Raw genomic sequence first — 22310 nt, forward strand, 5'->3', positions numbered from 1 at the left:
TGGGGAAAGTCGTGGAAGGGGCCGACCCACTGGCCCACCCCTTCCGGGCAACACGCCTTACTTGTGGGACAGACCCAGGTCACCCAGGGTCTTCTCGACCACTTTGGCCGGCAGCGGGATGTAGCCATCCTTCACCACGACCTGCTGGCCTGCCTGCGACAGGACCAGCTTCACGAACTCGGCTTCCAGCGGTGCCAGAGGCTTGTTCGGTGCCTTGTTGACGTACACGTACAGGAAGCGCGACAGCGGGTAGGTACCGTTCAGGGCGTTGGCTTCGTTATCTTCGATGAACTCGCCGCCTTCCTTCTTGGCCAGGGCTACGGTCTTGACGCTGGCGGTCTTGTAACCGATACCCGAGTAGCCGATGCCGTTCAGCGAGGAGCTGATCGACTGCACGACCGAAGCCGAGCCAGGTTGTTCGTTGACGTTAGGCTTGAAGTCGCCTTTGCACAGGGCTTCTTCCTTGAAGTAGCCGTAGGTGCCCGATACCGAGTTGCGGCCAAACAGCTGGATTGGCTTGTTGGCCAGGTCGCCGGTCACACCGACGTCACCCCAGGTCTTGATCTCGGCCTTGCCACCGCACAGGCGGGTGGAGGAGAAAATCGCGTCGACCTGAGCCATGGTCAGGCCCTTGATCGGGTTGTCCTTGTGCACGAACACGGCCAGGGCGTCGACAGCGACTGGGATGGCGGTCGGCTTGTAGCCGTACTTCTGCTCGAAGGCCTGCAGCTCGACGTCCTTCATCTTGCGGCTCATCGGGCCCAGGTTGGCGGTGCCTTCGGTCAGCGCGGGTGGCGCGGTGGACGAGCCGGCAGCCTGGATCTGGATGTTTACGTTCGGATATTCCTTCTTGTAGGCCTCGGCCCACAGAGTCATCAGGTTCGCGAGAGTGTCGGAACCGACGCTGGAGAGGTTGCCCGATACGCCAGTGGTCTTGGTGTAGGTCGGGATAGCAGGGTCGACAGCGGCGACCGCGTTGGCGGCAGCGACGCCAGCGGCGGCAAAGGTCAGGGCCGCCATCAAACGCTTCAGTTTCATGCCTTGCTCCTAGCAGGAATATTGGGTGTGTTGGATGGAACGGGGCCCAGTATCGGCAGGCCGCATGAACACGATATGACCTAATTGTGACAAATGGATGAAAGGCCATCATCGCTGCCGAGGATGGCCTTTCGGGTGCCGCAAGAAACCGACTCAGCGCTTGTTGATCAGCAGATACATCCCGACCAGCAGCCCAACAGCGCACAGGCCAGCCACATAGTAGGCCGGTGCCATGGGGCTGAATTTGAGCAGGGCGGTCACCACCATCGGCGTCAGGCCACCGAAGATCGCGTAGGCAACGTTGTAGGAGAACGACAACCCGCTGAAGCGCACCACTGCCGGGAAGGCCTTGACCATCACATAGGGCACCGCGCCAACCAGACCGACGAACAGCCCGGTGAGCGCATACAGCGGGAACAGCAGGTCAGGGCGGGTCGGCAGGCTGTGGTAGAACGCCCAGGACGAAGCCAGCAGCGCCAGGCTGCCGATCACGAACACGCGGCCCGCGCCGAAGCGGTCGGCCAGGCTGCCGGCGCCGATGCACCCGAGGCTGAGCAGGACGATGGCCAGGCTGTTGGCCTTGAGCGAATCGGTGGGGCTGACGTGATAGAGGCTCTGCAGCAGCGCCGGGGTCATCAGGATCACCACCACGATGCCCGCCGACAGCAACCAGGTCAGCAGCATCGACAGGATGATCGCGCCACGGTGGTCGCGCAGTACCGCACGCAGCGGCAGCTCTTCGGCCAGCGCCTTGCGCTGCTGCATCTCGGCGAACACCGGTGTCTCGTGCAGCCAACGACGCAGGTACACGGCGAACAGGCCGAACACACCGCCGAGCAGGAAGGGGATCCGCCAGGCGTAGTCGGCCACCTCTTCAGGGCTGTAGACGGTGTTGATCAGGGTTGCCACCAGCGACCCCAGCAGGATGCCGGCAGTCAGGCCAGCAGTCAGGGTGCCGCAGGCATAGCCGGTATTGCGCTCCGGTACGTGCTCGGAGACGAACACCCAGGCGCCCGGCACCTCGCCACCGATGGCGGCGCCCTGCACCACGCGCATCAGCAGCAGCAGGATCGGCGCCCACAGGCCGACCTGTGCATAAGTCGGCAGCAGACCCATGATCAGAGTTGGCAAGGCCATCATGAAGATGCTCAGGGTGAACATCTTCTTGCGCCCGAGCAGGTCACCGAAGTGCGCCATGATGATGCCGCCCAGTGGGCGTGCCAGGTAACCTGCGGCGAAGATGCCGAAGGTCTGCATCAGGCGCAGCCATTCGGGCATGTCGGCGGGGAAGAACAGCTTGCCCACCACGGTGGCGAAGAACACGAAGATGATGAAGTCGTAGAACTCCAGAGCTCCGCCCAGGGCGGACAGTGAGAGGGTCTTGTAGTCACTGCGGGTCAGCGGCCGCGAGGGCTGCTCGATACTGCTCGGCACGGAGGTCATGGATGTTCTCTTATAAGGCAGGCCGCTTGTGCTGCGGCTTGTGGCGCGGGAGTGGGCAAGATAACAAATTGCCGCGCATGGCTCATAGAGGTACAAAAACTCTACAGATATTCACCAATGTGCGGTCGTCGCTGGCCGATACCGTCTATATACTGCGCTCTTCGTAGGAAAAGGTTGTTTACGATGTGGGATGTTGTGCGAAAACGCCGGTCATTATGTGCAGGCGGTTTCGCAGAGTTTCCCTTTGGCCGCCAACCGGAGCGAAATCAGCGTAGTATGTTTCTGGCTGAATCGTTTTTCAGGGCGTCCGTCACCGCGCCAACCAACGAAGCGTCACGGGTCAGAGGCCCCACGGCATGATTGAGCTCGAACAAGAAGATCCTATCCCACAGGGCGACCTGGCCCTTCAGATCACCGCGCTACCGCGCGAAACCAATGGCTTCGGCGATATCTTCGGCGGCTGGCTGGTCGCCCAGATGGACCTGGCCGGTACTGCCATGGCCAGCCGCGTGGCTGGCGGCCGTGTGGCCACCGTGGCGATCGATCGCATGGCATTCCTGGTGCCGGTGGCCGTGGGCGCGCAACTGTCCTTCTATACGCAGACCCTGGAGATCGGCCGCAGCTCGATCCAGATGATGGTCGAGGTCTGGAGCGACGACCCGCTGTCCAGCGAATGGCGCAAAGTCACCGAGGCGGTGTTCGTTTTCGTGGCCATCGACGGCAGTGGCCGCACCCGCTCCGTACCTCGTCGCTGAGCCCGGCGCGCGGTAAACTCGTTGCAGGCTTCGAGGTCCAACGGCCTCACCTGCAATCAACGAGACGAGCGCATGGCAACCTTCAAGGTCGACACCGAGCAACACGGCGAACTCAACTGCTGGCGCATCACCAGCCGGCATGCCGAACTCCTCATCGCCCAGCAGGGCGCACAGATTCTCAGCTACCAGCCCATCGGTGACGAACCCCTGCTGTGGCTCAGTGACCAGGCGATCTTCCGCCAGGGCAAGTCGGTACGCGCCGGTGTGCCGGTATGCTGGCCATGGTTCAGCAACTTCCAGCGCAATCCCGATTCGGTCAAGGCCATGTACCACGGCAGCGAGGCACCGGCCCACGGCCTGGCGCGCGGACGCGACTGGCAGTTGCTTGGCGTCGAGGAAGTCGGTGAAAACCTGCGTATCGAGTTCGACCTGCCCGAGGCTCAGGGCCAACTGCCAGACTGGCCACACAAGGTCGAGCTGCGCCTGCTGATAGAGCTCGGCGAACAACTGCACGTTTCGCTTTGCAGCCGCAACCTGGGCGATGCCAGCGTCACGCTCAGCCAGGCACTGCACAGCTACTTTGCCGTCAGCGATGTACGCCAGGTGCACGTGGAAGGCGTCGAGGGGCTGCCTTATATCGAGACTCTGGAGGGCTGGGAGCAGCGCACCCAGCAAGGCAAGCTGGGCTTTGCCGGCGAGACCGACCGCATCTACCTGAACGCTCCCGAGCGCCTGGCGATCGTCGACCCGCAATGGAAGCGGCGCATCACCTTGCACGCCACCGGCTCACGCAGTGCAGTGATCTGGAACCCCTGGACCGACCGCGCCCGCGAGCTGCCCGACATGGCCGACGACGGCTGGCAGCGGATGCTGTGCGTGGAGACGGCGAATGTGTGGGATGACGTGGTGGAACTCAAGCCTGGAGCCAGCCATGTGCTGCGGGTGGTGATTGGCCGCGAAGCGCTCTGATTCGACAGGACACCGCGCTGTCCGTAGGAGCAACTGTCTTGCTCAAAATCTAAAGGTCAGCCCAATCCCCTGTGGGAGCGGACTTGTCCCGCGAACACGGGCGTAGCCCGTGCCAGGCAGCGCGGTGTCTTTTTCGCGGGCAAGTCGGGGCACCGAACCGCCGCTCCTAAAAAAACCTGTTCAGGCTCAAAGATCGGCGTCCTCGACCACCCTCACCTTCCCCGCGTCCAGCGCATAGGCCGCATCGGCCAGGTCATTGCTGACCTTCTCGATCTTCAGCGTACCGGTCACCCACAGCGGCGTGTAGATATCGGCGATCTTCAGCCCTTTTGGGTAGCGCACCAGCACCAACTGGTTCGGCGGAGGTGGCGGCACGTGGATGCAGGCCCCAGGATAAGGCACGAGGAAGAACAAGGTGCTGTTGCCCTTGGCATCGCTCTCCAGCGGCACAGGATAGCCACCCAGGCGGATCTGCTTGCCGTTCATGGCCGCCACGGTCTTGGTCGAATACATCACCGCCGGCAGGCCCTGGCTTTGCTTCAGGCCGCCCTTGGCGGTGAAGGTGCCCATGGCTTCGGGGGAGTTGTGATTGATCTCGGGCATCTGTTCGAGAGCCTTCTGGTCCGACTTGGGCATCAACTCCAGCCAGTCGGTTTCGGGCAGCTCGGCATGGGCCAGGGTACTGGCCAGCAACAAGGGAAGAAGGAATAACGCACGCATGGCAATGCTCGGCAACTCAAGTGAATTGCCGCGCATTCTAGCCTGTGTTCAGCGCTTCTTGATGAATCCGTAGATCACCAGCAGCACAATGGCGCCAACCAGGGCACCGAAGAAGCCCGCCGCCTGTCCGGCCTGGTAGATGCCCAGAGCCTGCCCGCCATAGGTGGCCACCAGGGAGCCGGCGATGCCGAGCAGAATGGTCATGATCCAGCCCATGCTGTCGTCCCCGGGTTTCAGGAAACGCGCCAGCAAGCCGACGATCAGGCCGATGAAGATGGTTCCGATGATGCCCATGGCAATCCCTCTGCAGTGAAGATGGAACACGCCAAAGCCTAGACAGCGCTTTGGCGTGTTGCCATCTCAGAGGGCCTGCAGCAGGCAGAAGTTCGATCAGCCGACGATCAACGCCTCTACTTCGGCGATCTTGGCCTTGAGCGTGACCATGTCCTTGCAGCGCAGGGTGGCGTGACCGACCTTGCGCCCCACCTTGAACGCCTTGCCATAGTGATGCAGGTGGCAGTCGTCGATGGCCACGACCTTGTCGACCGCAGGCACTTCGCCGATGAAGTTGAGCATGGCGCTCTCGCCGACCTTGGCCGTCGAGCCCAGCGGCAGGCCGGCGACGGCCCGCAGATGGTTCTCGAACTGGCTGCACTCGGCGCCTTCGATGGTCCAGTGCCCGGAGTTGTGCACGCGGGGGGCGATCTCGTTGGCCTTGAGGCCACCGTCGACCTCGAAGAACTCGAACGCCATTACGCCAACATAGTCGAGCTTGTGCAGCACACGGCCGACGTAATCCTCAGCCAGCGCCTGCAGCGGATGCGCATCGCTTGCCACCGACAGGCGCAGGATGCCGCTGTCATGGGTGTTGTGCACCAGCGGATAGAAGCGCGTCTCGCCATCGCGGGCTCGCACGGCAACCAGCGAGACTTCGCCGGTGAACGGCACGAAGCCTTCCAGCAGGCAAGGGACGCTGCCCAGCTCGGCGAAGGTGCCGACCACGTCTTCTGGCTTGCGCAGGACCTTCTGGCCCTTGCCGTCGTAACCCAGGGTGCGGGTCTTGAGCACGGCCGGCAGGCCGATGCTGGCCACTGCCGCGTCGAGGTCATCCTGCGAAAGGATGTCGGCGAAGGCCGGGGTCGGAATGCCCAGGTCGCGGAACATGCTCTTCTCGAACAGGCGATCGCGCGCGATGCGCAGGGCTTCGGCGCTTGGGTAGACCGGCACGAACTGCGACAGGAAGGCCACGGTTTCCGCCGGGACGCTCTCGAACTCGAAGGTCACCAGGTCGACTTCGTCGGCCAGTTGGCGCAGGTGGTCCTGGTCGCCATAGTCGGCACGCAGGTGCTCGCCCAGAGGAGCGGCGCAGGCGTCCGGTGCCGGGTCGAGGAAGGCGAAGTTCATGCCCAGCGGAGTGCCCGCCAAGGCCAGCATGCGACCCAGTTGGCCGCCACCGATTACACCGATCTTCATGTCGTCAGCCTCAAGCCTGGCGGGGGTCCGGGTTGTCCAGGACGGTTTCGGTCTGCTCCGCGCGGAACTGCTTGAGCGCCGCGTGGTACTGCGGGTGCTTGGCACCCAGGATGCTTGCCGACAGCAGCGCGGCGTTGATCGCGCCAGCCTTGCCGATGGCCAGGGTGGCAACCGGGATGCCGGCTGGCATCTGCACGATCGACAGCAGTGAATCGACACCCGACAGCATCGAGGACTGCACAGGTACGCCCAGCACCGGCAGGTGCGTCTTGGCGGCGCACATGCCCGGCAGGTGCGCAGCGCCACCGGCGCCGGCGATGATCACCTCGATGCCGCGGCCTTCGGCCTCTTCGGCGTACTGGAACAGCAGGTCCGGGGTCCGGTGGGCGGACACCACCTTCACCTCGTAGGGAATGCCGAGTTTTTCCAGCATATCGGCGGTGTGGCTAAGGGTGGACCAATCGGACTTGGAGCCCATGATCACGCCAACCAGTGCACTCATCGTCGAGCCTCTTCGCTTGTGCGCCCTTGGGCGCCGTCAAAAAACAACAAGCCACGCGGGACGACCGGCGTGGCTTGTTTGCTGATCATGACCGGATCGATCCAGTCGAGGGGCCGCGCAGTATACCGTAACGTTAGGCATTCGAGGCACCCCTGGCGACCAACTGTCGGCCTTATTTTTCGGGGCTTTGACTGACTTTCGAGTCAACTGCACCCGCCAGCGCTCCACCTTCGAGCTTGCGCCACAGCAGGCGCACGTTCGCCTTGCGCACCAGGGCGCAGCGGTAGAGGCGAATCTCCAGCGGCACGTGCCACTGGCTGGAGCCGCAGATCGCCAGTTCGCCACGCTCCAGCTCGCCGCGCATCGACAGGCGCGGCACCCAGGCGATACCCATGCCTTCGAGCGCCATGCTCTTGAGACTGTCGGCCATCGCCGTTTCGTACACCGTGGTGTAGCGCAGGTTGCGCTGGCGCAGCAGCAGGCTGACGGATCGCCCGAGGAATGCCCCTGCGCTGTAGGCCAGGAGCGGCACGCTGCCCTCGCCTTCCAGGTCGAACAGCGGCTTGCCATCGGCCCCGACGGCACAGACGGGCAGCATTTCGGTGGTGCCCATGTGCAACGATGGGAAGATCTCGGCATCCATCTGCAAGGCGGCGTCAGGGTCGTAAAAGGCCAGCATCAGGTCACAGCCACCTTCCCTCAAGGCATGCACTGCATCGCCCACGTTGGTGGCCACCAGACGGGTGGCGATGTTCATGCCGTCGTTGCGCAACTGGGCCACCCAGCGCGGGAAGAAGCCGGACGCCAGCGAGTGCGCCGCCGCGACCTGGACCACCTCGCCCTGACCACCTTCCAGATGATGTAAATGGCGGAGAACTTCGCTCAACTGGTCGACAACGGTACGCGCGGTAACGAGAAACAGCTGACCCGCCTCAGTCAGCTCTATCGGCGTGCGGGAACGATTCACCAAGGTCAGCCCCAATGCCGCTTCCAGGCTGCGGATGCGTCGACTGAAGGCCGGCTGCGTCACGAAGCGGCGCTCCGCCGCCTGGGAAAAACTGCGTGTGGAGGCCAGGGCACTGAAGTCTTCCAGCCACTTGCTTTCAAGGTTCATCGAGAAGCTCCGCAGGCGTGCACCAAAATGGAACACGCTCGATTGTCAATCGGCGTCACATCAAACCGTATGCCGTTTGTGCATAGGTTAGCGCCTAACAGCATTGGCCGCAAAATCTGCCGAGGCCTAGGATTGGCGGCATTCCGGCAGGTGCCGGGTTTAAATCGAGATGATATCCGTCATGTCCTCCGCTGCATCGTTCCGCGTCGAAAAAGACCTGCTTGGTACCCTTGAAGTCCCTGCCGATGCCTACTACGGCATCCAGACTCTGCGCGCTGCCAACAACTTCCACCTCTCCGGCGTTCCGCTGTCGCACTACCCGAAACTGGTAGTCGGCCTGGCGATGGTCAAGCAGGCCGCTGCTGACGCCAACCGTGAGCTGGGGCACCTGAGCGATGCCAAGCACGCCGCCATCAGCGAGGCCTGTGCCCGCCTGATCCGTGGCGACTTCCACGAGCAGTTCGTGGTGGACATGATCCAGGGCGGTGCTGGTACTTCTACCAACATGAACGCCAACGAGGTCATCGCCAACATCGCACTGGAGGCCATGGGTCACCAGAAGGGTGAGTACCAGTACCTGCACCCGAACAACGATGTGAACATGGCGCAGTCGACCAACGACGCCTACCCGACCGCCATCCGCCTCGGCCTGCTGCTGGGCCACGACGCCCTGCTGGCCAGCCTCGACAGCCTGATCCAGGCTTTCGCTGCCAAAGGTGAAGAGTTCAGCCACGTACTGAAGATGGGCCGTACCCAGCTGCAGGACGCCGTGCCGATGACCCTGGGCCAGGAATTCCGTGCCTTCGCCACCACCATGACCGAAGACCTCAACCGTCTGCGTTCGCTGGCACCGGAACTGCTCACCGAAATCAACCTGGGCGGCACCGCCATCGGCACCGGCATCAACGCCGACCCGGGCTACCAGGCCCTGGCGGTACAACGCCTGGCAGCCATCAGCGGCCAGCCGCTGGTTCCGGCGGCCGACCTGATCGAAGCCACCTCCGACATGGGCGCCTTCGTGCTGTTCTCCGGCATGCTCAAGCGCACCGCGGTCAAGCTGTCGAAGATCTGCAACGACCTGCGCCTGCTGTCCAGCGGCCCGCGCACCGGCATCAACGAGATCAACCTGCCGGCGCGCCAGCCAGGCAGCTCGATCATGCCAGGCAAGGTCAACCCGGTGATCCCGGAAGCGGTCAACCAAGTCGCCTTCGCCATCATGGGCAACGACCTGGCCCTGACCGTCGCCGCCGAAGGTGGCCAGCTGCAGCTGAACGTGATGGAACCGCTGATCGCCTACAAGATCTTCGACTCGATCCGCCTGCTGCAGCGCGCCATGGACATGCTGCGCGAGCACTGCATCGTCGGTATCACTGCCAACGAACAGCGCTGCCGTGAACTGGTCGAGCACTCGATCGGCCTGGTCACCGCCTTGAACCCGTACATCGGCTACGAAAACGCCACCCGTATCGCCCGCGTCGCCCTGGAAACCGGCCGCGGCGTGCTGGAACTGGTGCGCGAAGAGAAGCTGCTGGACGAAGCGATGCTCAACGACATCCTCCGCCCGGAAAACATGATCGCTCCACGTCTGGTTCCGCTGAAGGCGTAACCCGACCGCTGCAACCTGTCTCACCAGGTCGAGGGACTAGACACCTCTCAACCTTTCAAGGGCCCGAGCGCACGCTCCGGGCCCTTTTTTTATGCCCAGCACCTGCAAACGGTTCCCGGCACACTCCTTGCTCGATAATGCCCCTCACCCCCACGGGATGCCGAGCATGCTGCACAGCCACCTCACCACCCTCAACGCGGTTTCGTTGATTCTCAACGTCTTCCAGGAAGAGGGCTGTACCGCCTCGCAACTGCTCGCCGGCAGCGGCATAGGCCCGGCAGACCTGGGCCATCCCGATGCGCGCATCACCACCCAGCAAGAGCTGCAGGTGTGTGCCAATGCAGTCGCCCGACGCGAGGAGATCGGCCTGGAGCTGGGGCGGCGGATGCATGTGTCGTGCTACGGCATGCTCGGTTACGCCTTGCTCTCGAGTGCCACTTTGGGTGACGCCCTGCGCCTGGCGCTGCGTTATCCGGCACTGCTGGGAACAATCTTCCAGTTGCGCCTGGTCGACGATGGCCAGCGTGTCTGGCTGAGCGCCAGCGATTATCGCGAGGGGCCGGCACTGGCAGCGTTCAATGCCGAATTCTGCCTGGTCTCGCTGAAAGTCATCTGCGATGACCTGCTCGGCCGGCCGCTACCCTTGCTGGCCGCACGCTTCGAACACGCACGCCCTGCCTACCATCTGCTCTACGCCGGTGCATTCCCCTGCCCGACGGGCTTCGAATCGCGAGACAACGCCTTTGCCTTCGAACGGCGCTGGCTCGATATGCCACTGCCCCTGGCCGACCCCATCACCCACAAAGCCATGGCCGAACGCTGCAGGCGCCTGAACCTGGAGTTCACTGGCCGCCAGGCCTGGCTGGGGCGCATTCGCCAGCTGCTGATGCAACAGCTCGATGCGGCGCCTGGGCTCGAGGGCCTGGCGCGGCAGATGAACTGCTCGTCGCGCACCTTGCGGCGACACCTACAGGCGTTGGGCAGCAGTTATCAACAGCTGCTCGATGAGCTGCGCTTCGAACGGGCCAAACAGTTGCTCGCCGAAGACCAGATGCCGATCTACCGGATCGCCGAAACCCTGGGATTCAGCGAGACGGCAAGCTTCCGACACGCGTTCCAGCGCTGGAGTGGCGTGGCGCCCAGCCATTTTCGGGGGTAGCCGGCACCCGTCCAGCCGCGGGGCAATAGGCCGGAAATATCCCCAAACCACCCGATACGGCCATCGCCAGTGGCCATATCGATCCCCTTTTGGCCGTTTGCAACGTTCTCTCCACCTGGCCCGCCCACCACAATGGACCCACGCCAGTCACCTTCGGAGAACAACAAATGCTGACGATCTATTCCGATGACCATCGCCTGCACCACGGCCGCTGCGAGCTGATCGACGGCAAGCTGATGCCGTGTTTCGAGATGCCCTCGCGCGCCGACCATGTGCTCGCCCGCGTCCAGCACCGCGACCTCGGCCCCATTCAGGGCCCGACCGACTTCGGCCGCGCGCCGCTGCTGCGCATCCACAGCGCCGCCTATCTGGACTTCTTCGAAGGCGCCTGGGCGCGCTGGGCGGCCATGAACCAGGAGGGCGACCTGCTGCCCTTCACCTGGCCAGCACGTACCCTGCGCCAGATCAAACCCACCGGCCTGCACGGCGAACTGGGCTACTACAGCTTCGACGGCGGCGCGCCGATCACCGCCGGTACCTGGCAGGCCGCCTACAGCGCAGCGCAAGTCGCACTGACCGGGCAGGCCGCGATCCAGAGCGGCGCCCATGCCGCCTTTGCCCTGTGCCGTCCGCCAGGGCACCACGCTGCCGCCGAAGTGATGGGCGGCTACTGCTACCTGAACAACGCCGCCATCGCAGCCCAGGCCTTCCTCGACCAAGGCCGGCGCAAGGTCGCGATCCTCGATGTCGACTACCACCACGGCAACGGCACCCAGGACATCTTCTACGACCGTAACGACGTGTTCTTCGCCTCGATCCACGGCGACCCGACCGACGAATTCCCGTTCTTCCTCGGCTACGCCGACGAAACCGGCGTGGGCGCAGGCGAGGGCTGCAACGTCAACTATCCTCTGCCGGCAGGTAGCGACTGGGCCACCTGGAGTGCCGCCCTCGAAGACGCCTGCCAACGCATTGCCAACTTCGACGCCGATGTGCTGGTGGTGTCGCTCGGCGTGGACACTTTCAAGGACGATCCGATCTCCCAGTTCAAGCTCGACAGCCCGGACTACCTGGAGATGGGCAAGCGCATCGCCCAACTCGGCAAGCCGACCCTGTTCGTGATGGAAGGTGGCTATGCCGTCGAGGAAATCGGCATCAATGCGGTCAATGTGCTGGAAGGGTTCCAGCGCGCCCAGCCAGGAGCCTGATCATGCATCCATTCAAGCGTCTGTTAGCCCCGCTCGTTGCTGCCGGCCTGTTGGCCAGCGGCATTCAGGCCCATGCCGAACAACGCACCCTGCGGGTGTACAACTGGTTCGACTACATCACTCCGCAGACCCTGGTCGACTTCCAGAAGGATGCCCAGGTCAAACTGATCTACGACATCTTCGACACCAACGAAGCACTGGAAGCCAAGCTGCTGACCGGCAACTCCGGCTATGACGTGGTAGTGCCCTCCAACGTGTTCCTCGCCAAGCAGATCGAGGCTGGGGTCTTCCAACCTCTGGACCGCAGCAAGCTGCCGAACTGGCAGCACCTGGACCCAACGCTGATGAAGCTGATCGAGGCCAACGACCCAGGCAACAAGTTCGCCGTGCCCTACATGTACGGCACCATCCTGATCGGCTTCAACCCGGCCAAGGTGAAGGCCGCGCTGGGTGACAACGCACCGGTGGACAGCTGGGACCTGATCTTCAAGGAAGAGAACATCGCCAAACTCAAGCAGTGCGGCGTGGCGCTGCTTGATTCACCGTCGGAAATCCTGCCGCTGGCCCTGCAGTACCTGGGCCTGTCACCCAACAGCGACAAGCCTGAGGACTACAAGAAGGCCGAGGCGCTGCTGATGAAGATCCGCCCGCACGTCACCTACTTCCATTCCTCGAAGTACATGGCCGATATCGCCAACGGCGACATCTGCGTGGCAGTGGGCTACTCCGGCAGCTTCTCGCAGGCCGCCAACCGTGCGCGCGAAGCCAAGAATGGTGTAGTGGTGGACATGCGCCTGCCCAAGGAAGGCGCGCCGATCTGGTTCGACATGCTGGCCATTCCGAAAAATGCAGCGAACCCGGACGACGCCCACACCTTCATCAACTACCTGCTGCGCCCCGAGGTGATCGCGCCGATCAGCGACTTCGTCGGCTACCCCAACCCGAACAAGGACGCGACGGAAAAGGTCAGCCCACAGATTCGCAACAACCCGAACCTGTACCCGACGGCTGAAGCGATGACCACGCTGTATACCCTCAAGCCGCTGAGCAAAGAAGCCGAACGGGCAAGGACTCGGGCCTGGACGCGGATCAAGTCCGGTACCTGAGCCGCCTGCTTCGCGGGCAAGCCCGCTCCTACAGGTTCTTTGTAGGAGCTGGCTTGCCCGCGAAACAGACAACGCGATCCAACGCCTTATCGCCAGGCCCGGCGCAATCGCATCAACGCCCCGGCAATCTCCTCCTCGGGCACCGCAGCGAAACCCAGCACCAGCCCTGCCCGCTTGTCCACAGGCACCTCGCTGTCTTCCAGCCAGTAAGCACTCAGCGGATGCACTTCCACTCCCACCGCCTCGGCCTTGGCCACCAGCGCTTGCTCCCGCGCGAAGTTATCCACATCCACTTTCACATGCAGTCCCGCCGCCACTTCCGGCATTGCGCCCAGCCCCGGCACATCCAGCGGCCAGCCGGCCTTGAGCACATTGCGCCGCGCCAGCGCCGCTCGACGCATGCGGCGTATATGCCGCTGGAAGTGCCCCTGAGCCATGAATTGCGCCATCACGCACTGCGTCCCGACTTCGGAATGCCGCACCGCCAATGCACGCGCCTGGCTGAAGGCCTGCACCAGTCGCGGCGGCAGCACCAGGTAACCCAGGCGCAACGCGGGGAAGGCGATCTTGCCGAAGGTGCCGACGTAGATCACCCGCTGCTGGCGGTCCAGCGCTGCAAGGGGGGCCAGCGGTGGGCCGCTGTAGCGGTATTCGCCGTCGTAATCGTCCTCGATGATCCAGCCATCCTGGCGTTCGGCCCAGGCCAGCAACGACAAGCGTCGCGCCAGGCTCATGGTGACGCCGGTGGGGTATTGGTGCGCAGGCGTCACGTAGGCCAGGCGACAGTCGCGCAACTGGGCGAGCTGCTCGCACACCAGCCCTTCCTCGTCTATCGCCACACCGCGCACCTTCGCTCCGGCCAGGGCAAAGGCATGGCCGGCGGCGCGATAGCCCGGGTTTTCCACAGCCACCTCCTCGCCCGGTTGCAGCAGCAGCTGTGCACAAAGGCTGATGGCCTGCTGTGCACCACTGGTGATCACAATTTGTTCAGCGGTGCACGAAAGCCCTCGCGAGCGACGCATGTAGGCCGCAATCAGTTCGCGCAGCACAGGCTCCCCGGCCGGGTCGCCGTAACCGAGCAGCGCAGGATCGGGATCACGCCAGAAACCCGCTTGCAGCTTGGCCCAGACGTCGAACGGGAACAGATCGAACGCGGGAATACCGACCCGAAAAGCCCTCGGAGCCCCGGCTCTGGGCGGTGAAAGATGGTGTGATTTCAAGCGCTCCAAGGGAGCGCTGGAGCGCGTTGAACTGGATAAATCCTCAGTGTCATCGGGCGAAAATGTGGATAACTCTGTTGATAACCCCTGGGATAACCTTGTTGATAACTGTGTGGACAGTTTTGGCAGCCGACTCACATAGGTGCCATCCCCGACTCGGCTTTCGATGAAGCCTTCGGCGTACAACTGGTCATAGGCACGCACCACGCTGTTGCGCGACAGCGCCAGCACCGAAGCCAGGTCACGAGTGGCCGGCAGCCGCGTGCCACTGCTCAGCCGGCCGTCCAGCACCCGCGCGCGCAGTGCCTGGTAGAGCTGCTGGCTGAGGCCACGGCGGCGGTCCAGCACAATGCCGGCGGGGTCGAAAGGCAAAACGAGAGGACGCTCACTCATGACATTGGACCTGTCAAATCAGCGGTAAATGGCTCTTACACAGAACCAATAGCCTGCCTAGGATGATGTCATCAAACAAGGACTTCGCCATGTACAACGCCAAGCCTCATCAGGAACACGATCTCCAACGTCTGCACCAGCAGATGCTGCAGACGCGCCTTGCCACGCTGGTCAGCCACGGAGAGCACGGCCTGCTGGCGACCCACCTGCCAGTGCTGGTGGACACCCGCGAAGGCGAGTTCGGTACGGTATACGGCCACCTGGCCCGCGCCAACCACCAGTGGCAGGACCTGGAGCGAGGCGGTGAAGCCCTGCTGGTTTTCCAGGGCGCCGATGCCTACGTGAGCCCCGGCTACTACCCGAGCAAGCTGGAGAATCCAAAGGTGGTGCCCACGTGGAACTATGTGGCGGTGCATGCCCACGGGCCGGTCGAGGTCATCCATGACCCGGCGCCCCTGCTGGAGATCGTCAGCCGCCTGACCGACCTGCATGAACAAGGCCGCGCCACCCCCTGGAAGGTCGCCGACGCCCCCGCCGACTACATCGACGGCATGCTCCGCGCCATCGTCGGCATCCGCCTGCCCATCACCCGCATCCAGGGCGCCCGCAAGCTCAGCCAGAACCGCAGCGCCGAAGATGTCCAAGGCGTGCGCGAAGGCCTGGCCAACAGCCCCGATCCACTCGACAACCAACTCGCGACGCAGATGCGTTCGCTTTGAAGGAAACCACCATGTCCAACGTCACCTTGCGCCCGGTCACTCTCGAAGACCACGCCGCCTGGCTGCCCCTGTGGCAGGCCTACCTGCGCTTCTACCAGACCACCCTCGCCGAAGAGGTCACGGCCAATACCTGGCAGCGCCTGCTCGACCCCAGCGAACCCACCCACTCGGCCCTCGCCTGGGTCGATGGCAAAGCGGTGGGAATGGTCAACTACATCTATCATCGTTCCAACTGGAGCATCGAGAACTCCTGCTACCTGCAAGACCTCTACGTCGACGGCGAGCAGCGCGGCCTGGGTATCGGCCGCCAGCTGATCGAACACGTCTACGCCGCCGCCAAGACCGCTGGCTGCATCAAGGTGCACTGGCTGACCCACGAGACCAACGCCACGGCCATCAGCCTGTACGAGCAGGTCGCCGAGCGTCCGGGCTTCATTCAATTTCGCAAAGCACTGTAGGCCGACCATGACCCTGAACTGGAAACCCGCTGCGACACCGGACGCCTCCCACCTCGATGGCCGCTTCATCCGCCTGGAGAAACTCGACCCGGCGCGCCATGGCGACGACCTGTGGGAAGTCCTGCAAGGCCCGGGATCGGACCCGGTGCTGTGGAACTACCTGCCCTATGGCCCGTTCGCCGAACGCGCCGACTTCGACCGCTGGCTGCAAGGCAACGCAGCGGGCCGCGATCCGCTGTTCTATAGCGTCATCGACAAACACAACGGGCAGGTGCAGGGCATCCTCAGCTACATGTCGATCGTCCCCGAGCAGGGACGTTTCGAAATCGGCCACATCGCCTTTGGCGCGGCCATGCAGCGCACGCCCAAAGGCACCGAGGCGGTCTACCTGTTGAGCAAGCTCGGCTTCGAGCTGGGCAATCGGCGCCTGGAGTGGAAATGCAACGATGCCAATGCCCGCTCCAAGCGCGCGGCGCTGCGCTTCGGCTTTGTCTTCGAAGGCGTGTTCCGCCAGCACATGGTGGTGAAGGACCAGAACCGCGACACCGCCTGGTATTCGATCACCGACGGGGAGTGGCCAGCAGTGGCGGCGGGGTTCGAGCGCTGGTTGAGCGTGGAGAACCAGCGGCCTGAAGGTCAGGTGAAAACCCTGGAAGCGTGTCGCCTGGCCTGACGCAATCGCGGGGCAAGCCCGCTTCCACAGGTACCCCGCCAATTCCAGACCCAGCGGGGTGCCCCGCGATCGGGCCTTGAACCCAACATAAAAAAAGGGGAGCAACCGCTCCCCATGAGGTAAACCGCTTGTCAGTCGAAGGCTGTCGCTCAGCCTTCGATCTCGATCAGGATCTCGCCCGGGGTCACCCGGTCGCCCTTGGCCACGTGGATGGCAACGACCTTGCCGGCGATGGCCGCCTGCACTTCGGTCTCCATCTTCATGGCTTCGGTAATCAGCACTGCCTGCCCGGCCTTGACCACATCGCCCTCCTTGACCAGCACATCGACGATGTTGCCCGGCATGGTGGTGCTGACGTGACCCGGCGCGCTGGCCTGCTTGCGCTTGCTGCTGCCGCCGCCGACGAAATCGTTGAGCGGCTCGAACACCACTTCTTCCGGCATGCCGTCGATGGACAGGTAGAAGTGACGCTTGCCTTCGGCCTTGACGCCCACGCCGGTGATGTCGACGCGGTAGGTCTCGCCGTGCACGTCGATGACGAACTCGGTCGGTACACCCTCACCTCCCACGGAGGCTGCAGCACCGGCTTCCGGAATTGGCAGCAAGGCTTCGGGCTTGAGGGTTCCGGCTTCACGCTCTTCGAGGAACTTGCGTCCGATGTCCGGGAACATGGCGAAGGTCAGCACGTCTTCCTCGCTGTGCGCCAGGCTGCCGATCTCGGCACGCAGCTTGGCCATTTCCGGCTTGAGCAGATCGGCCGGGCGCACATCGATGACGTCTTCGCTGCCGATCGCCTGGCGGCGCAGCTTCTCGTCAACCACACCTGGCGCCTTGCCGTAGCCGCCTTGCAGGTACAGCTTCACTTCGTTGGTGATGGTCTTGTAGCGCTCACCGGCCAGCACGTTGAAGAACGCCTGGGTGCCGACGATCTGCGAGGTCGGGGTGACCAGCGGCGGGAAGCCGAGGTCTTCGCGCACGCGCGGGATCTCCGCCAGCACTTCGTTCATACGGTTGAGGGCGCCCTGCTCCTTGAGCTGGTTGGCCAGGTTGGAAATCATCCCGCCCGGTACCTGGTTGACCTGCACGCGGGTATCCACGGCGGTGAACTCGCTCTCGAACTGGTGGTACTTCTTGCGCACGGCGTAGAAGTACAGGCCGATTTCCTGCAGCAGCTCCAGGTCCAGCCCGGTGTCGAACTCGCTGCCCTTGAGCGCGGCAACCATCGACTCGGTGCCTGGGTGGCTGGTGCCCCAGGCGAAGCTGGAGATGGCGGTGTCGATATGGTCGGCGCCGTTCTCCACAGCCTTGAGCTGGCACATGGCGGCCAGGCCGGCGGTGTCATGGGAGTGGATGAACACCGGCAGCGACTGCTCGGCTTTCAGCGCCTTGACCAGCTCGCCCGTGGCGTACGGCGTCAACAGGCCGGCCATGTCCTTGATCGCTACAGAGTCGCAACCCATGGCTTCCATCTGCTTGGCCTGGTTCACGAAGGCCTCGATGGTGTGCACGGGGCTGGTGGTGTAGGCGATGGTGCCCTGGGCATGCTTGCCGGCGGCCTTCACCGCTTCGATGGCCACGCGAAGGTTACGCACATCGTTCATGGCGTCGAAAATACGGAATACGTCGATACCATTGACTGCAGCCTTGGCCACGAAGGCCTTGACCACATCATCGCTGTAATGGCGGTAGCCCAGCAGGTTCTGACCGCGCAGCAGCATTTGCAGGCGCGTGTTGGGCAGCGCGGCGCGCAGTTGGCGCAGGCGCTCCCACGGATCTTCCTTGAGGAAGCGCACACAGGCGTCGAAGGTCGCGCCGCCCCAGACTTCGAGCGACCAGTAGCCGACCTTGTCGAGCTTTTCGCAAATCGGCAGCATGTCTTCGGTGCGCATGCGGGTGGCCAGCAAGGACTGGTGGGCGTCGCGCAGGATTGTGTCGGTTACATGGATTTTCTTGGACATTGTTGAATTCCTCACAGGCCTGCGTGGGCAGCGATGGCGGCGGCGATGGCCAGGGCCAGCTCTTCGGGTTTGCGCTTGATCGAGTAGTTGGTCAGTTCCGGATGGCTTTCCACGAAGCTGGTATTGAACTGGCCGCTACGGAATTCCGGGTTGCGCAGGATTTCCTGGTAATACGCGGCGGTGGTCTTGACCCCCTGCAGGCGCATGTCATCCAGGGCTCGCAGGCCACGGTCCATGGCTTCTTCCCAGGTCAGCGCCCAGACCACCAGTTTCAGGCACATGGAGTCGTAGAACGGTGGAATGGTGTAGCCGGTATAGATCGCCGTATCGGTACGTACGCCCGGACCGCCGGGAGCGTAGTAACGGGTGATCTTGCCAAAGCTGGGCAGGAAATTGTTCTTCGGGTCTTCGGCGTTGATCCGGAACTGCAGCGCGTAGCCGCGATGCTGGATGTCTTCCTGTTTGACCGACAGCGGCAGGCCCGAGGCGATGCGGATCTGCTCACGCACGATATCGATGCCGGTGATTTCCTCGGTGATGGTGTGTTCCACCTGCACTCGGGTGTTCATCTCCATGAAGTACACCTCGCCATCGGCGAGCAGGAACTCCACGGTACCGGCGTTCTCGTAGTTGACTGCCTTGGCGGCCCGTACGGCCAGGTCACCGATGTAGGCGCGCTGTTCCGGCGTCAGCTGCGGGCTCGGGGCGATTTCGATGAGCTTCTGGTTGCGGCGCTGGATCGAACAGTCGCGCTCGAACAGATGCACCACGTTGCCGAAGCTGTCACCGAGAATCTGCGCCTCGATGTGTTTGGGATTGACGATGCATTTCTCGAGAAACACCTCGGCGGAACCGAACGCCTTGGTGGCTTCGGAAATCACCCGCGGGAAGTTCTGTTCCAGCTCTTCGCGGCTGTTGCAGCGGCGAATACCACGCCCGCCGCCACCGGAGGTGGCCTTGAGCATCACCGGATAACCGATGCGCTCGCCTTCGCTCAGGGCTTCGTGGATGTCGGCCACGTTGCCTTCGGTACCTGGGGTCACCGGGACACCGGCCTGGATCATCGTGCGGCGCGCTTCGGTCTTGTCGCCCATGCGACGGATAACCTCGGCGGCAGGGCCGATGAACTTGATGCCACGCTCGGCGCAGATTTCCGCAAGTTCGGCGTTTTCCGATAGAAAACCGTAGCCCGGATGCAGGGCGTCACAGCCGGTTTCCACAGCAAGGTTCACCAGCTTGCGCGGGTTCAGGTAACCGGCCAGAGGCTCGGCACCGATGCTGTAGGCCTCGTCGGCGCGCTTGACGTGCAAGGCATGACGGTCGGCGTCGGAAAAGATCGCGACAGAGCGAATGCCCATCTCGGCGCAGGCACGCACGATCCGAACTGCGATTTCACCCCGGTTGGCGATCAGGATTTTTTTTATCACTGGAGTCTTCCCAAAGCCGTAGGAACAGACGATCCGGTTACACCGGTCGGCGCGTGACCAGACGTCGCTGGCCAGTCGCACCTTCAAACTAGCGCCACCGGTGAATAAACAAAAATCAATATTTGTTAGGGGCTGTATTAGCAAAAGCTTATAGTGGGGTAACAAGGTTTTGCCGGAGCCTGGGGATAAATGCGTAAGTCCTTGATGCGTATGACTTTGCGTCAGCTGCAGATCTTTAACGAAGTGTGTGATTTGCGCTCGTACAGCCGCGCGGCAGAAGAGATGGCGCTTACGCAACCCGCCGTAAGTCTACAGATCCGCCAGCTCGAAGAGCTGGTCGGCCAGCCGCTGTTCGAGTACGTCGGCAAAAAGCTCTACCTGACCGAAGCCGCCGAGGCACTGCAACGTGCCAGCCGCGACATCTTCGGGCGCCTGGAAAACCTCGACATGCAGCTGTCGGACATGCAGGGCTCACTGCAGGGGCAATTGAAACTGGCGATCGAATCCAGTGCGAAGTACTTCGTGCCACACCTGTTCGCCGCCTTCAAGCAACGACACCCGGAGGTCAACCTCACCCTCACGGTGGTCAATCGCGCCCAGGCCATCCGACGCCTGTCCGACAACCGCGACGACCTGATCATCATGTCGATGGTGCCGCAGGACATGGGCCTGGAGTTCCTGCCGTTTCTCAACAACCCGATCATCGCGGTGGCGCCACCGGAACACCCGTTGTGCAAGCTCGACCGCTTGCGCCTGCAGGACCTGGAGCCTCATACCCTGCTCATCCGCGAACAAGGCTCGGGCACGCGCAAAGCCTGCGAGGAGTACTTCAAGGACAAGCGCGTGCACTTCACCCAGACCCTGGAGGTGGCCTCGGCCGACGCCCAGCGCGAATGCGTGATCGCCGGTTTGGGCATCGCCCTGCTGACTCGCCATGCAGTGAACATGGAGCTGGCCACCGGGATGCTCAGGGAATTGCCCGTCGAGGAACTGCCGCTGTACCGCAGCTGGTGCGTGGTGCAGTCCAAGGCCAAGCGGCAATCGCCGGTGGCCTTGGCATTTCATGCGTTCATTCGTAGCGAACGCGCGAAAATCAGCGGGCTTGTGGAGCGATTTTCTGGGAAGCCGCCGACGCCACCTGCCATACCGTGATGTCTTGCAGCTCAGGGTAGTCGGCGATATCACGCAACAGTTGACGCTGGTCGCAGTAGCTTTCGATCGCACGTCGATATTCCATGCGACGTTGATCCTTCTCAGCCTGCTTGCGAGCCTTGGCGTTGGGTTGGTACGAACCGAAATGATCGTTTGCCATTGCCTGTCTCCCAGATCGGGTGCGGGAGCTTCAGGGTGGCCCCGAGGGTTTACGGTTTGGCTGAGAAATGGTGACAGAATCGTGAATTTTAATTGCCCGTACCGGCCCTTTCGCGGGTAAACCCGCTCCCACAGCGGCCGGTGCGGTGGCAGCGCGATCAGTCGTCGGTAGCCTTGATCGACTTGGGCGACAAGCGCAGGCTGCGCAAGCTGCGCTTGACGCTCTTGAGGTGGTTGACCAGGCTCGGGCCACGGGCCATGGCCACGCCCATCGCCAGCACGTCGATCACCACCAGGTGGGCAATGCGCGAAGTCAGCGGGGTGTAGATCTCGGTGTCTTCGTGTACATCAATCGCCAGGTTGACGGTCGACAGCTCCGCCAGCGGCGTCTGGCTCGGGCACAGGGTGATGAGATTGGCGCCGCTTTCACGCACCAGGTTGGCGGTGATCAGCAAGTCTTTCGAACGCCCCGACTGCGAGATGCACACGGCGACATCACCCGGTTTGAGGGTCACCGCCGACATCGCCTGCATGTGCGGGTCGGAATAGGCTGCGGCGCTGAGCAGCAGGCGGAAGAATTTGTGCTGGGCATCGGCGGCGACCGCACCGGAAGCCCCGAAGCCATAGAACTCCACGCGCTGCGCCTGGGCCATGGCACTTACCGCCTGCTGCAGCGCCTGCGGGTCGAGGTGCTCGCGCACTTCCATCAGCGTGTGCAAGGTGGTGTCGAAAATCTTCAGGCTGTAGTCGGCGACCGAATCGTCTTCATGGATGGCGAACTGGCCGAAGCTGGCGCCCGCCGCCAGGCTTTGCGCCAGCTTGAGCTTGAGGTCCTGGAAGCCCGAACAGCCGATGGCGCGGCAGAAACGCACGATGGTCGGCTCGCTGATACCAACACTGTGGGCAAGATCGGCCATCGAGCTGTGCATGACGGCAGCCGGATCAAGCAGCACGTGATCGGCCACTTTCAGTTCCGATTTGCGCAGCAGGTGGCGCGATTGAGCGATATGTTGCAACAGATTCACAGGCTGGACTCGGTTATGATCGGCTGGCCGGGA

Annotated in this window: 22 protein-coding genes; 10 read left to right on the forward strand and 12 right to left on the reverse strand. The window is 63.1% G+C overall.

The window, feature by feature from the left end:
• Positions 1–57 precede the first annotated feature (57 nt).
• Positions 58–1038 (reverse strand): phosphate ABC transporter substrate-binding protein PstS, encoded by a 981-nt coding sequence (locus tag IAE40_RS19675; RefSeq protein ID WP_054892958.1) that lies wholly within the window; start codon positions 1036–1038, stop codon positions 58–60.
• Positions 1039–1191: 153 nt separating this feature from the next.
• Complete coding sequence (locus tag IAE40_RS19680; RefSeq protein WP_200603723.1) at positions 1192–2481, reverse strand: MFS transporter; 1290 nt, start codon at positions 2479–2481, stop codon at positions 1192–1194.
• Positions 2482–2837: 356 nt separating this feature from the next.
• On the opposite strand from IAE40_RS19680, the gene IAE40_RS19685 reads away from it, so the two are divergent.
• Positions 2838–3236 (forward strand): acyl-CoA thioesterase, encoded by a 399-nt coding sequence (locus IAE40_RS19685; protein WP_003253317.1) that lies wholly within the window; start codon positions 2838–2840, stop codon positions 3234–3236.
• A gap of 72 nt (positions 3237–3308) precedes the next feature.
• Entirely contained in the window at positions 3309–4205 is an 897-nt protein-coding gene (locus IAE40_RS19690) for a D-hexose-6-phosphate mutarotase (protein ID WP_197891699.1), read from the forward strand.
• Positions 4206–4391: 186 nt separating this feature from the next.
• Here IAE40_RS19690 and IAE40_RS19695 read toward each other — a convergent pair whose 3' ends face one another.
• The 5 genes from IAE40_RS19695 to IAE40_RS19715 all read right to left on the reverse strand — a co-directional run bounded on the left by IAE40_RS19695 (position 4392) and on the right by IAE40_RS19715 (position 8014).
• Positions 4392–4925: a DUF3299 domain-containing protein gene (locus IAE40_RS19695; RefSeq protein WP_200603724.1), complete on the reverse strand. Its 534-nt coding sequence runs from the start codon at positions 4923–4925 to the stop codon at positions 4392–4394.
• Positions 4926–4973: 48 nt separating this feature from the next.
• The gene (locus tag IAE40_RS19700; RefSeq protein WP_054892962.1) at positions 4974–5219 is read right to left on the reverse strand and encodes a GlsB/YeaQ/YmgE family stress response membrane protein; all 246 of its coding nucleotides are present in this window, start codon (positions 5217–5219) and stop codon (positions 4974–4976) included.
• 96 nt (positions 5220–5315) lie between these two features.
• Positions 5316–6398, reverse strand: a complete 1083-nt coding sequence (locus IAE40_RS19705) for a 5-(carboxyamino)imidazole ribonucleotide synthase (RefSeq protein WP_065864617.1) — start codon at positions 6396–6398, stop codon at positions 5316–5318.
• 10 nt (positions 6399–6408) lie between these two features.
• Positions 6409–6900, reverse strand: coding sequence for a 5-(carboxyamino)imidazole ribonucleotide mutase (gene purE, locus IAE40_RS19710; protein ID WP_054892964.1), 492 nt, complete (start codon positions 6898–6900; stop codon positions 6409–6411).
• A 172-nt stretch (positions 6901–7072) separates the two neighbouring features.
• Entirely contained in the window at positions 7073–8014 is a 942-nt protein-coding gene (locus IAE40_RS19715; protein ID WP_054892965.1) for a LysR substrate-binding domain-containing protein, read from the reverse strand.
• A gap of 181 nt (positions 8015–8195) precedes the next feature.
• On the opposite strand from IAE40_RS19715, the gene aspA reads away from it, so the two are divergent.
• The 4 genes from aspA to IAE40_RS19735 all read left to right on the forward strand — a co-directional run bounded on the left by aspA (position 8196) and on the right by IAE40_RS19735 (position 13093).
• Entirely contained in the window at positions 8196–9620 is a 1425-nt protein-coding gene (aspA, locus tag IAE40_RS19720) for an aspartate ammonia-lyase (RefSeq protein WP_054892966.1), read from the forward strand.
• Between the two features lie 166 nt (positions 9621–9786).
• Positions 9787–10779 (forward strand): AraC family transcriptional regulator, encoded by a 993-nt coding sequence (locus IAE40_RS19725; protein WP_054892967.1) that lies wholly within the window; start codon positions 9787–9789, stop codon positions 10777–10779.
• A gap of 167 nt (positions 10780–10946) precedes the next feature.
• A complete protein-coding gene (locus tag IAE40_RS19730; protein WP_200603725.1) occupies positions 10947–11987 on the forward strand; it encodes a histone deacetylase family protein in 1041 nt (346 codons plus the stop codon).
• Between the two features lie 2 nt (positions 11988–11989).
• A complete protein-coding gene (locus IAE40_RS19735) occupies positions 11990–13093 on the forward strand; it encodes a polyamine ABC transporter substrate-binding protein (protein WP_200603726.1) in 1104 nt (367 codons plus the stop codon).
• Positions 13094–13179: 86 nt separating this feature from the next.
• On the opposite strand, the gene pdxR is transcribed toward IAE40_RS19735, so the two are convergent.
• Positions 13180–14706: a MocR-like pyridoxine biosynthesis transcription factor PdxR gene (gene pdxR, locus IAE40_RS19740; protein ID WP_200603727.1), complete on the reverse strand. Its 1527-nt coding sequence runs from the start codon at positions 14704–14706 to the stop codon at positions 13180–13182.
• Positions 14707–14795: 89 nt separating this feature from the next.
• Here pdxR and IAE40_RS19745 point away from each other — a divergent pair, with 89 nt between their 5' ends.
• Genes IAE40_RS19745 through IAE40_RS19755 form a run of 3 tightly spaced genes read left to right on the forward strand, consistent with a single transcriptional unit; the run spans position 14796 to position 16556 of the window.
• Positions 14796–15425 (forward strand): FMN-binding negative transcriptional regulator, encoded by a 630-nt coding sequence (locus tag IAE40_RS19745; protein ID WP_054892971.1) that lies wholly within the window; start codon positions 14796–14798, stop codon positions 15423–15425.
• An 11-nt stretch (positions 15426–15436) separates the two neighbouring features.
• Positions 15437–15883, forward strand: coding sequence for a GNAT family N-acetyltransferase (locus tag IAE40_RS19750; protein ID WP_200603728.1), 447 nt, complete (start codon positions 15437–15439; stop codon positions 15881–15883).
• A 7-nt stretch (positions 15884–15890) separates the two neighbouring features.
• The gene (locus tag IAE40_RS19755; RefSeq protein ID WP_200603729.1) at positions 15891–16556 is read left to right on the forward strand and encodes a GNAT family N-acetyltransferase; all 666 of its coding nucleotides are present in this window, start codon (positions 15891–15893) and stop codon (positions 16554–16556) included.
• Positions 16557–16705: 149 nt separating this feature from the next.
• Here IAE40_RS19755 and oadA read toward each other — a convergent pair whose 3' ends face one another.
• Positions 16706–18514 carry a sodium-extruding oxaloacetate decarboxylase subunit alpha gene (gene oadA / locus IAE40_RS19760; protein ID WP_054892974.1) on the reverse strand — a complete coding sequence of 603 codons (1809 nt, stop codon included), beginning with the start codon at positions 18512–18514 and terminating at the stop codon, positions 16706–16708.
• A gap of 11 nt (positions 18515–18525) precedes the next feature.
• Positions 18526–19941 carry an acetyl-CoA carboxylase biotin carboxylase subunit gene (locus IAE40_RS19765; protein ID WP_054892975.1) on the reverse strand — a complete coding sequence of 472 codons (1416 nt, stop codon included), beginning with the start codon at positions 19939–19941 and terminating at the stop codon, positions 18526–18528.
• A gap of 189 nt (positions 19942–20130) precedes the next feature.
• Here IAE40_RS19765 and IAE40_RS19770 point away from each other — a divergent pair, with 189 nt between their 5' ends.
• Entirely contained in the window at positions 20131–21093 is a 963-nt protein-coding gene (locus tag IAE40_RS19770; protein WP_325167288.1) for a LysR family transcriptional regulator, read from the forward strand.
• Here the strand turns inward: IAE40_RS19770 and IAE40_RS19775 are convergent.
• Together IAE40_RS19775 and hexR are read right to left on the reverse strand one after the other, a co-directional pair.
• Positions 21035–21253, reverse strand: coding sequence for a PA3496 family putative envelope integrity protein (locus IAE40_RS19775; RefSeq protein ID WP_081311761.1), 219 nt, complete (start codon positions 21251–21253; stop codon positions 21035–21037). The two genes, IAE40_RS19770 and IAE40_RS19775, sit on opposite strands and share 59 nt — an antisense overlap.
• A gap of 157 nt (positions 21254–21410) precedes the next feature.
• Positions 21411–22277, reverse strand: coding sequence for a transcriptional regulator HexR (hexR, locus tag IAE40_RS19780; protein ID WP_003253273.1), 867 nt, complete (start codon positions 22275–22277; stop codon positions 21411–21413).
• Positions 22278–22310: the final 33 nt, after the last annotated feature.

This window comes from Pseudomonas sp. S44, assembly GCF_016624805.1.
In the GTDB taxonomy this organism is placed as follows: domain Bacteria; phylum Pseudomonadota; class Gammaproteobacteria; order Pseudomonadales; family Pseudomonadaceae; genus Aquipseudomonas; species Aquipseudomonas machongensis.

Bases quoted from the DNA above. Each gene is read 5' to 3' on its own strand.
- IAE40_RS19675 (WP_054892958.1), bottom strand. From the start codon at position 1,038: ATGAAACTGAAGCGTTTGATGGCGGCCCTGACCTTTGCCGCCGCTGGC.
- IAE40_RS19680 (WP_200603723.1), bottom strand. From the start codon at position 2,481: ATGACCTCCGTGCCGAGCAGTATCGAGCAGCCCTCGCGGCCGCTGACC.
- IAE40_RS19685 (WP_003253317.1), top strand. From the start codon at position 2,838: ATGATTGAGCTCGAACAAGAAGATCCTATCCCACAGGGCGACCTGGCC.
- IAE40_RS19690 (WP_197891699.1), top strand. From the start codon at position 3,309: ATGGCAACCTTCAAGGTCGACACCGAGCAACACGGCGAACTCAACTGC.
- IAE40_RS19695 (WP_200603724.1), bottom strand. From the start codon at position 4,925: ATGCGTGCGTTATTCCTTCTTCCCTTGTTGCTGGCCAGTACCCTGGCC.
- IAE40_RS19700 (WP_054892962.1), bottom strand. From the start codon at position 5,219: ATGGGCATCATCGGAACCATCTTCATCGGCCTGATCGTCGGCTTGCTG.
- IAE40_RS19705 (WP_065864617.1), bottom strand. From the start codon at position 6,398: ATGAAGATCGGTGTAATCGGTGGCGGCCAACTGGGTCGCATGCTGGCC.
- purE (WP_054892964.1), bottom strand. From the start codon at position 6,900: ATGAGTGCACTGGTTGGCGTGATCATGGGCTCCAAGTCCGATTGGTCC.
- IAE40_RS19715 (WP_054892965.1), bottom strand. From the start codon at position 8,014: ATGAACCTTGAAAGCAAGTGGCTGGAAGACTTCAGTGCCCTGGCCTCC.
- aspA (WP_054892966.1), top strand. From the start codon at position 8,196: ATGTCCTCCGCTGCATCGTTCCGCGTCGAAAAAGACCTGCTTGGTACC.
- IAE40_RS19725 (WP_054892967.1), top strand. From the start codon at position 9,787: ATGCTGCACAGCCACCTCACCACCCTCAACGCGGTTTCGTTGATTCTC.
- IAE40_RS19730 (WP_200603725.1), top strand. From the start codon at position 10,947: ATGCTGACGATCTATTCCGATGACCATCGCCTGCACCACGGCCGCTGC.
- IAE40_RS19735 (WP_200603726.1), top strand. From the start codon at position 11,990: ATGCATCCATTCAAGCGTCTGTTAGCCCCGCTCGTTGCTGCCGGCCTG.
- pdxR (WP_200603727.1), bottom strand. From the start codon at position 14,706: ATGAGTGAGCGTCCTCTCGTTTTGCCTTTCGACCCCGCCGGCATTGTG.
- IAE40_RS19745 (WP_054892971.1), top strand. From the start codon at position 14,796: ATGTACAACGCCAAGCCTCATCAGGAACACGATCTCCAACGTCTGCAC.
- IAE40_RS19750 (WP_200603728.1), top strand. From the start codon at position 15,437: ATGTCCAACGTCACCTTGCGCCCGGTCACTCTCGAAGACCACGCCGCC.
- IAE40_RS19755 (WP_200603729.1), top strand. From the start codon at position 15,891: ATGACCCTGAACTGGAAACCCGCTGCGACACCGGACGCCTCCCACCTC.
- oadA (WP_054892974.1), bottom strand. From the start codon at position 18,514: ATGTCCAAGAAAATCCATGTAACCGACACAATCCTGCGCGACGCCCAC.
- IAE40_RS19770 (WP_325167288.1), top strand. From the start codon at position 20,131: ATGCGTAAGTCCTTGATGCGTATGACTTTGCGTCAGCTGCAGATCTTT.
- IAE40_RS19775 (WP_081311761.1), bottom strand. From the start codon at position 21,253: ATGGCAAACGATCATTTCGGTTCGTACCAACCCAACGCCAAGGCTCGC.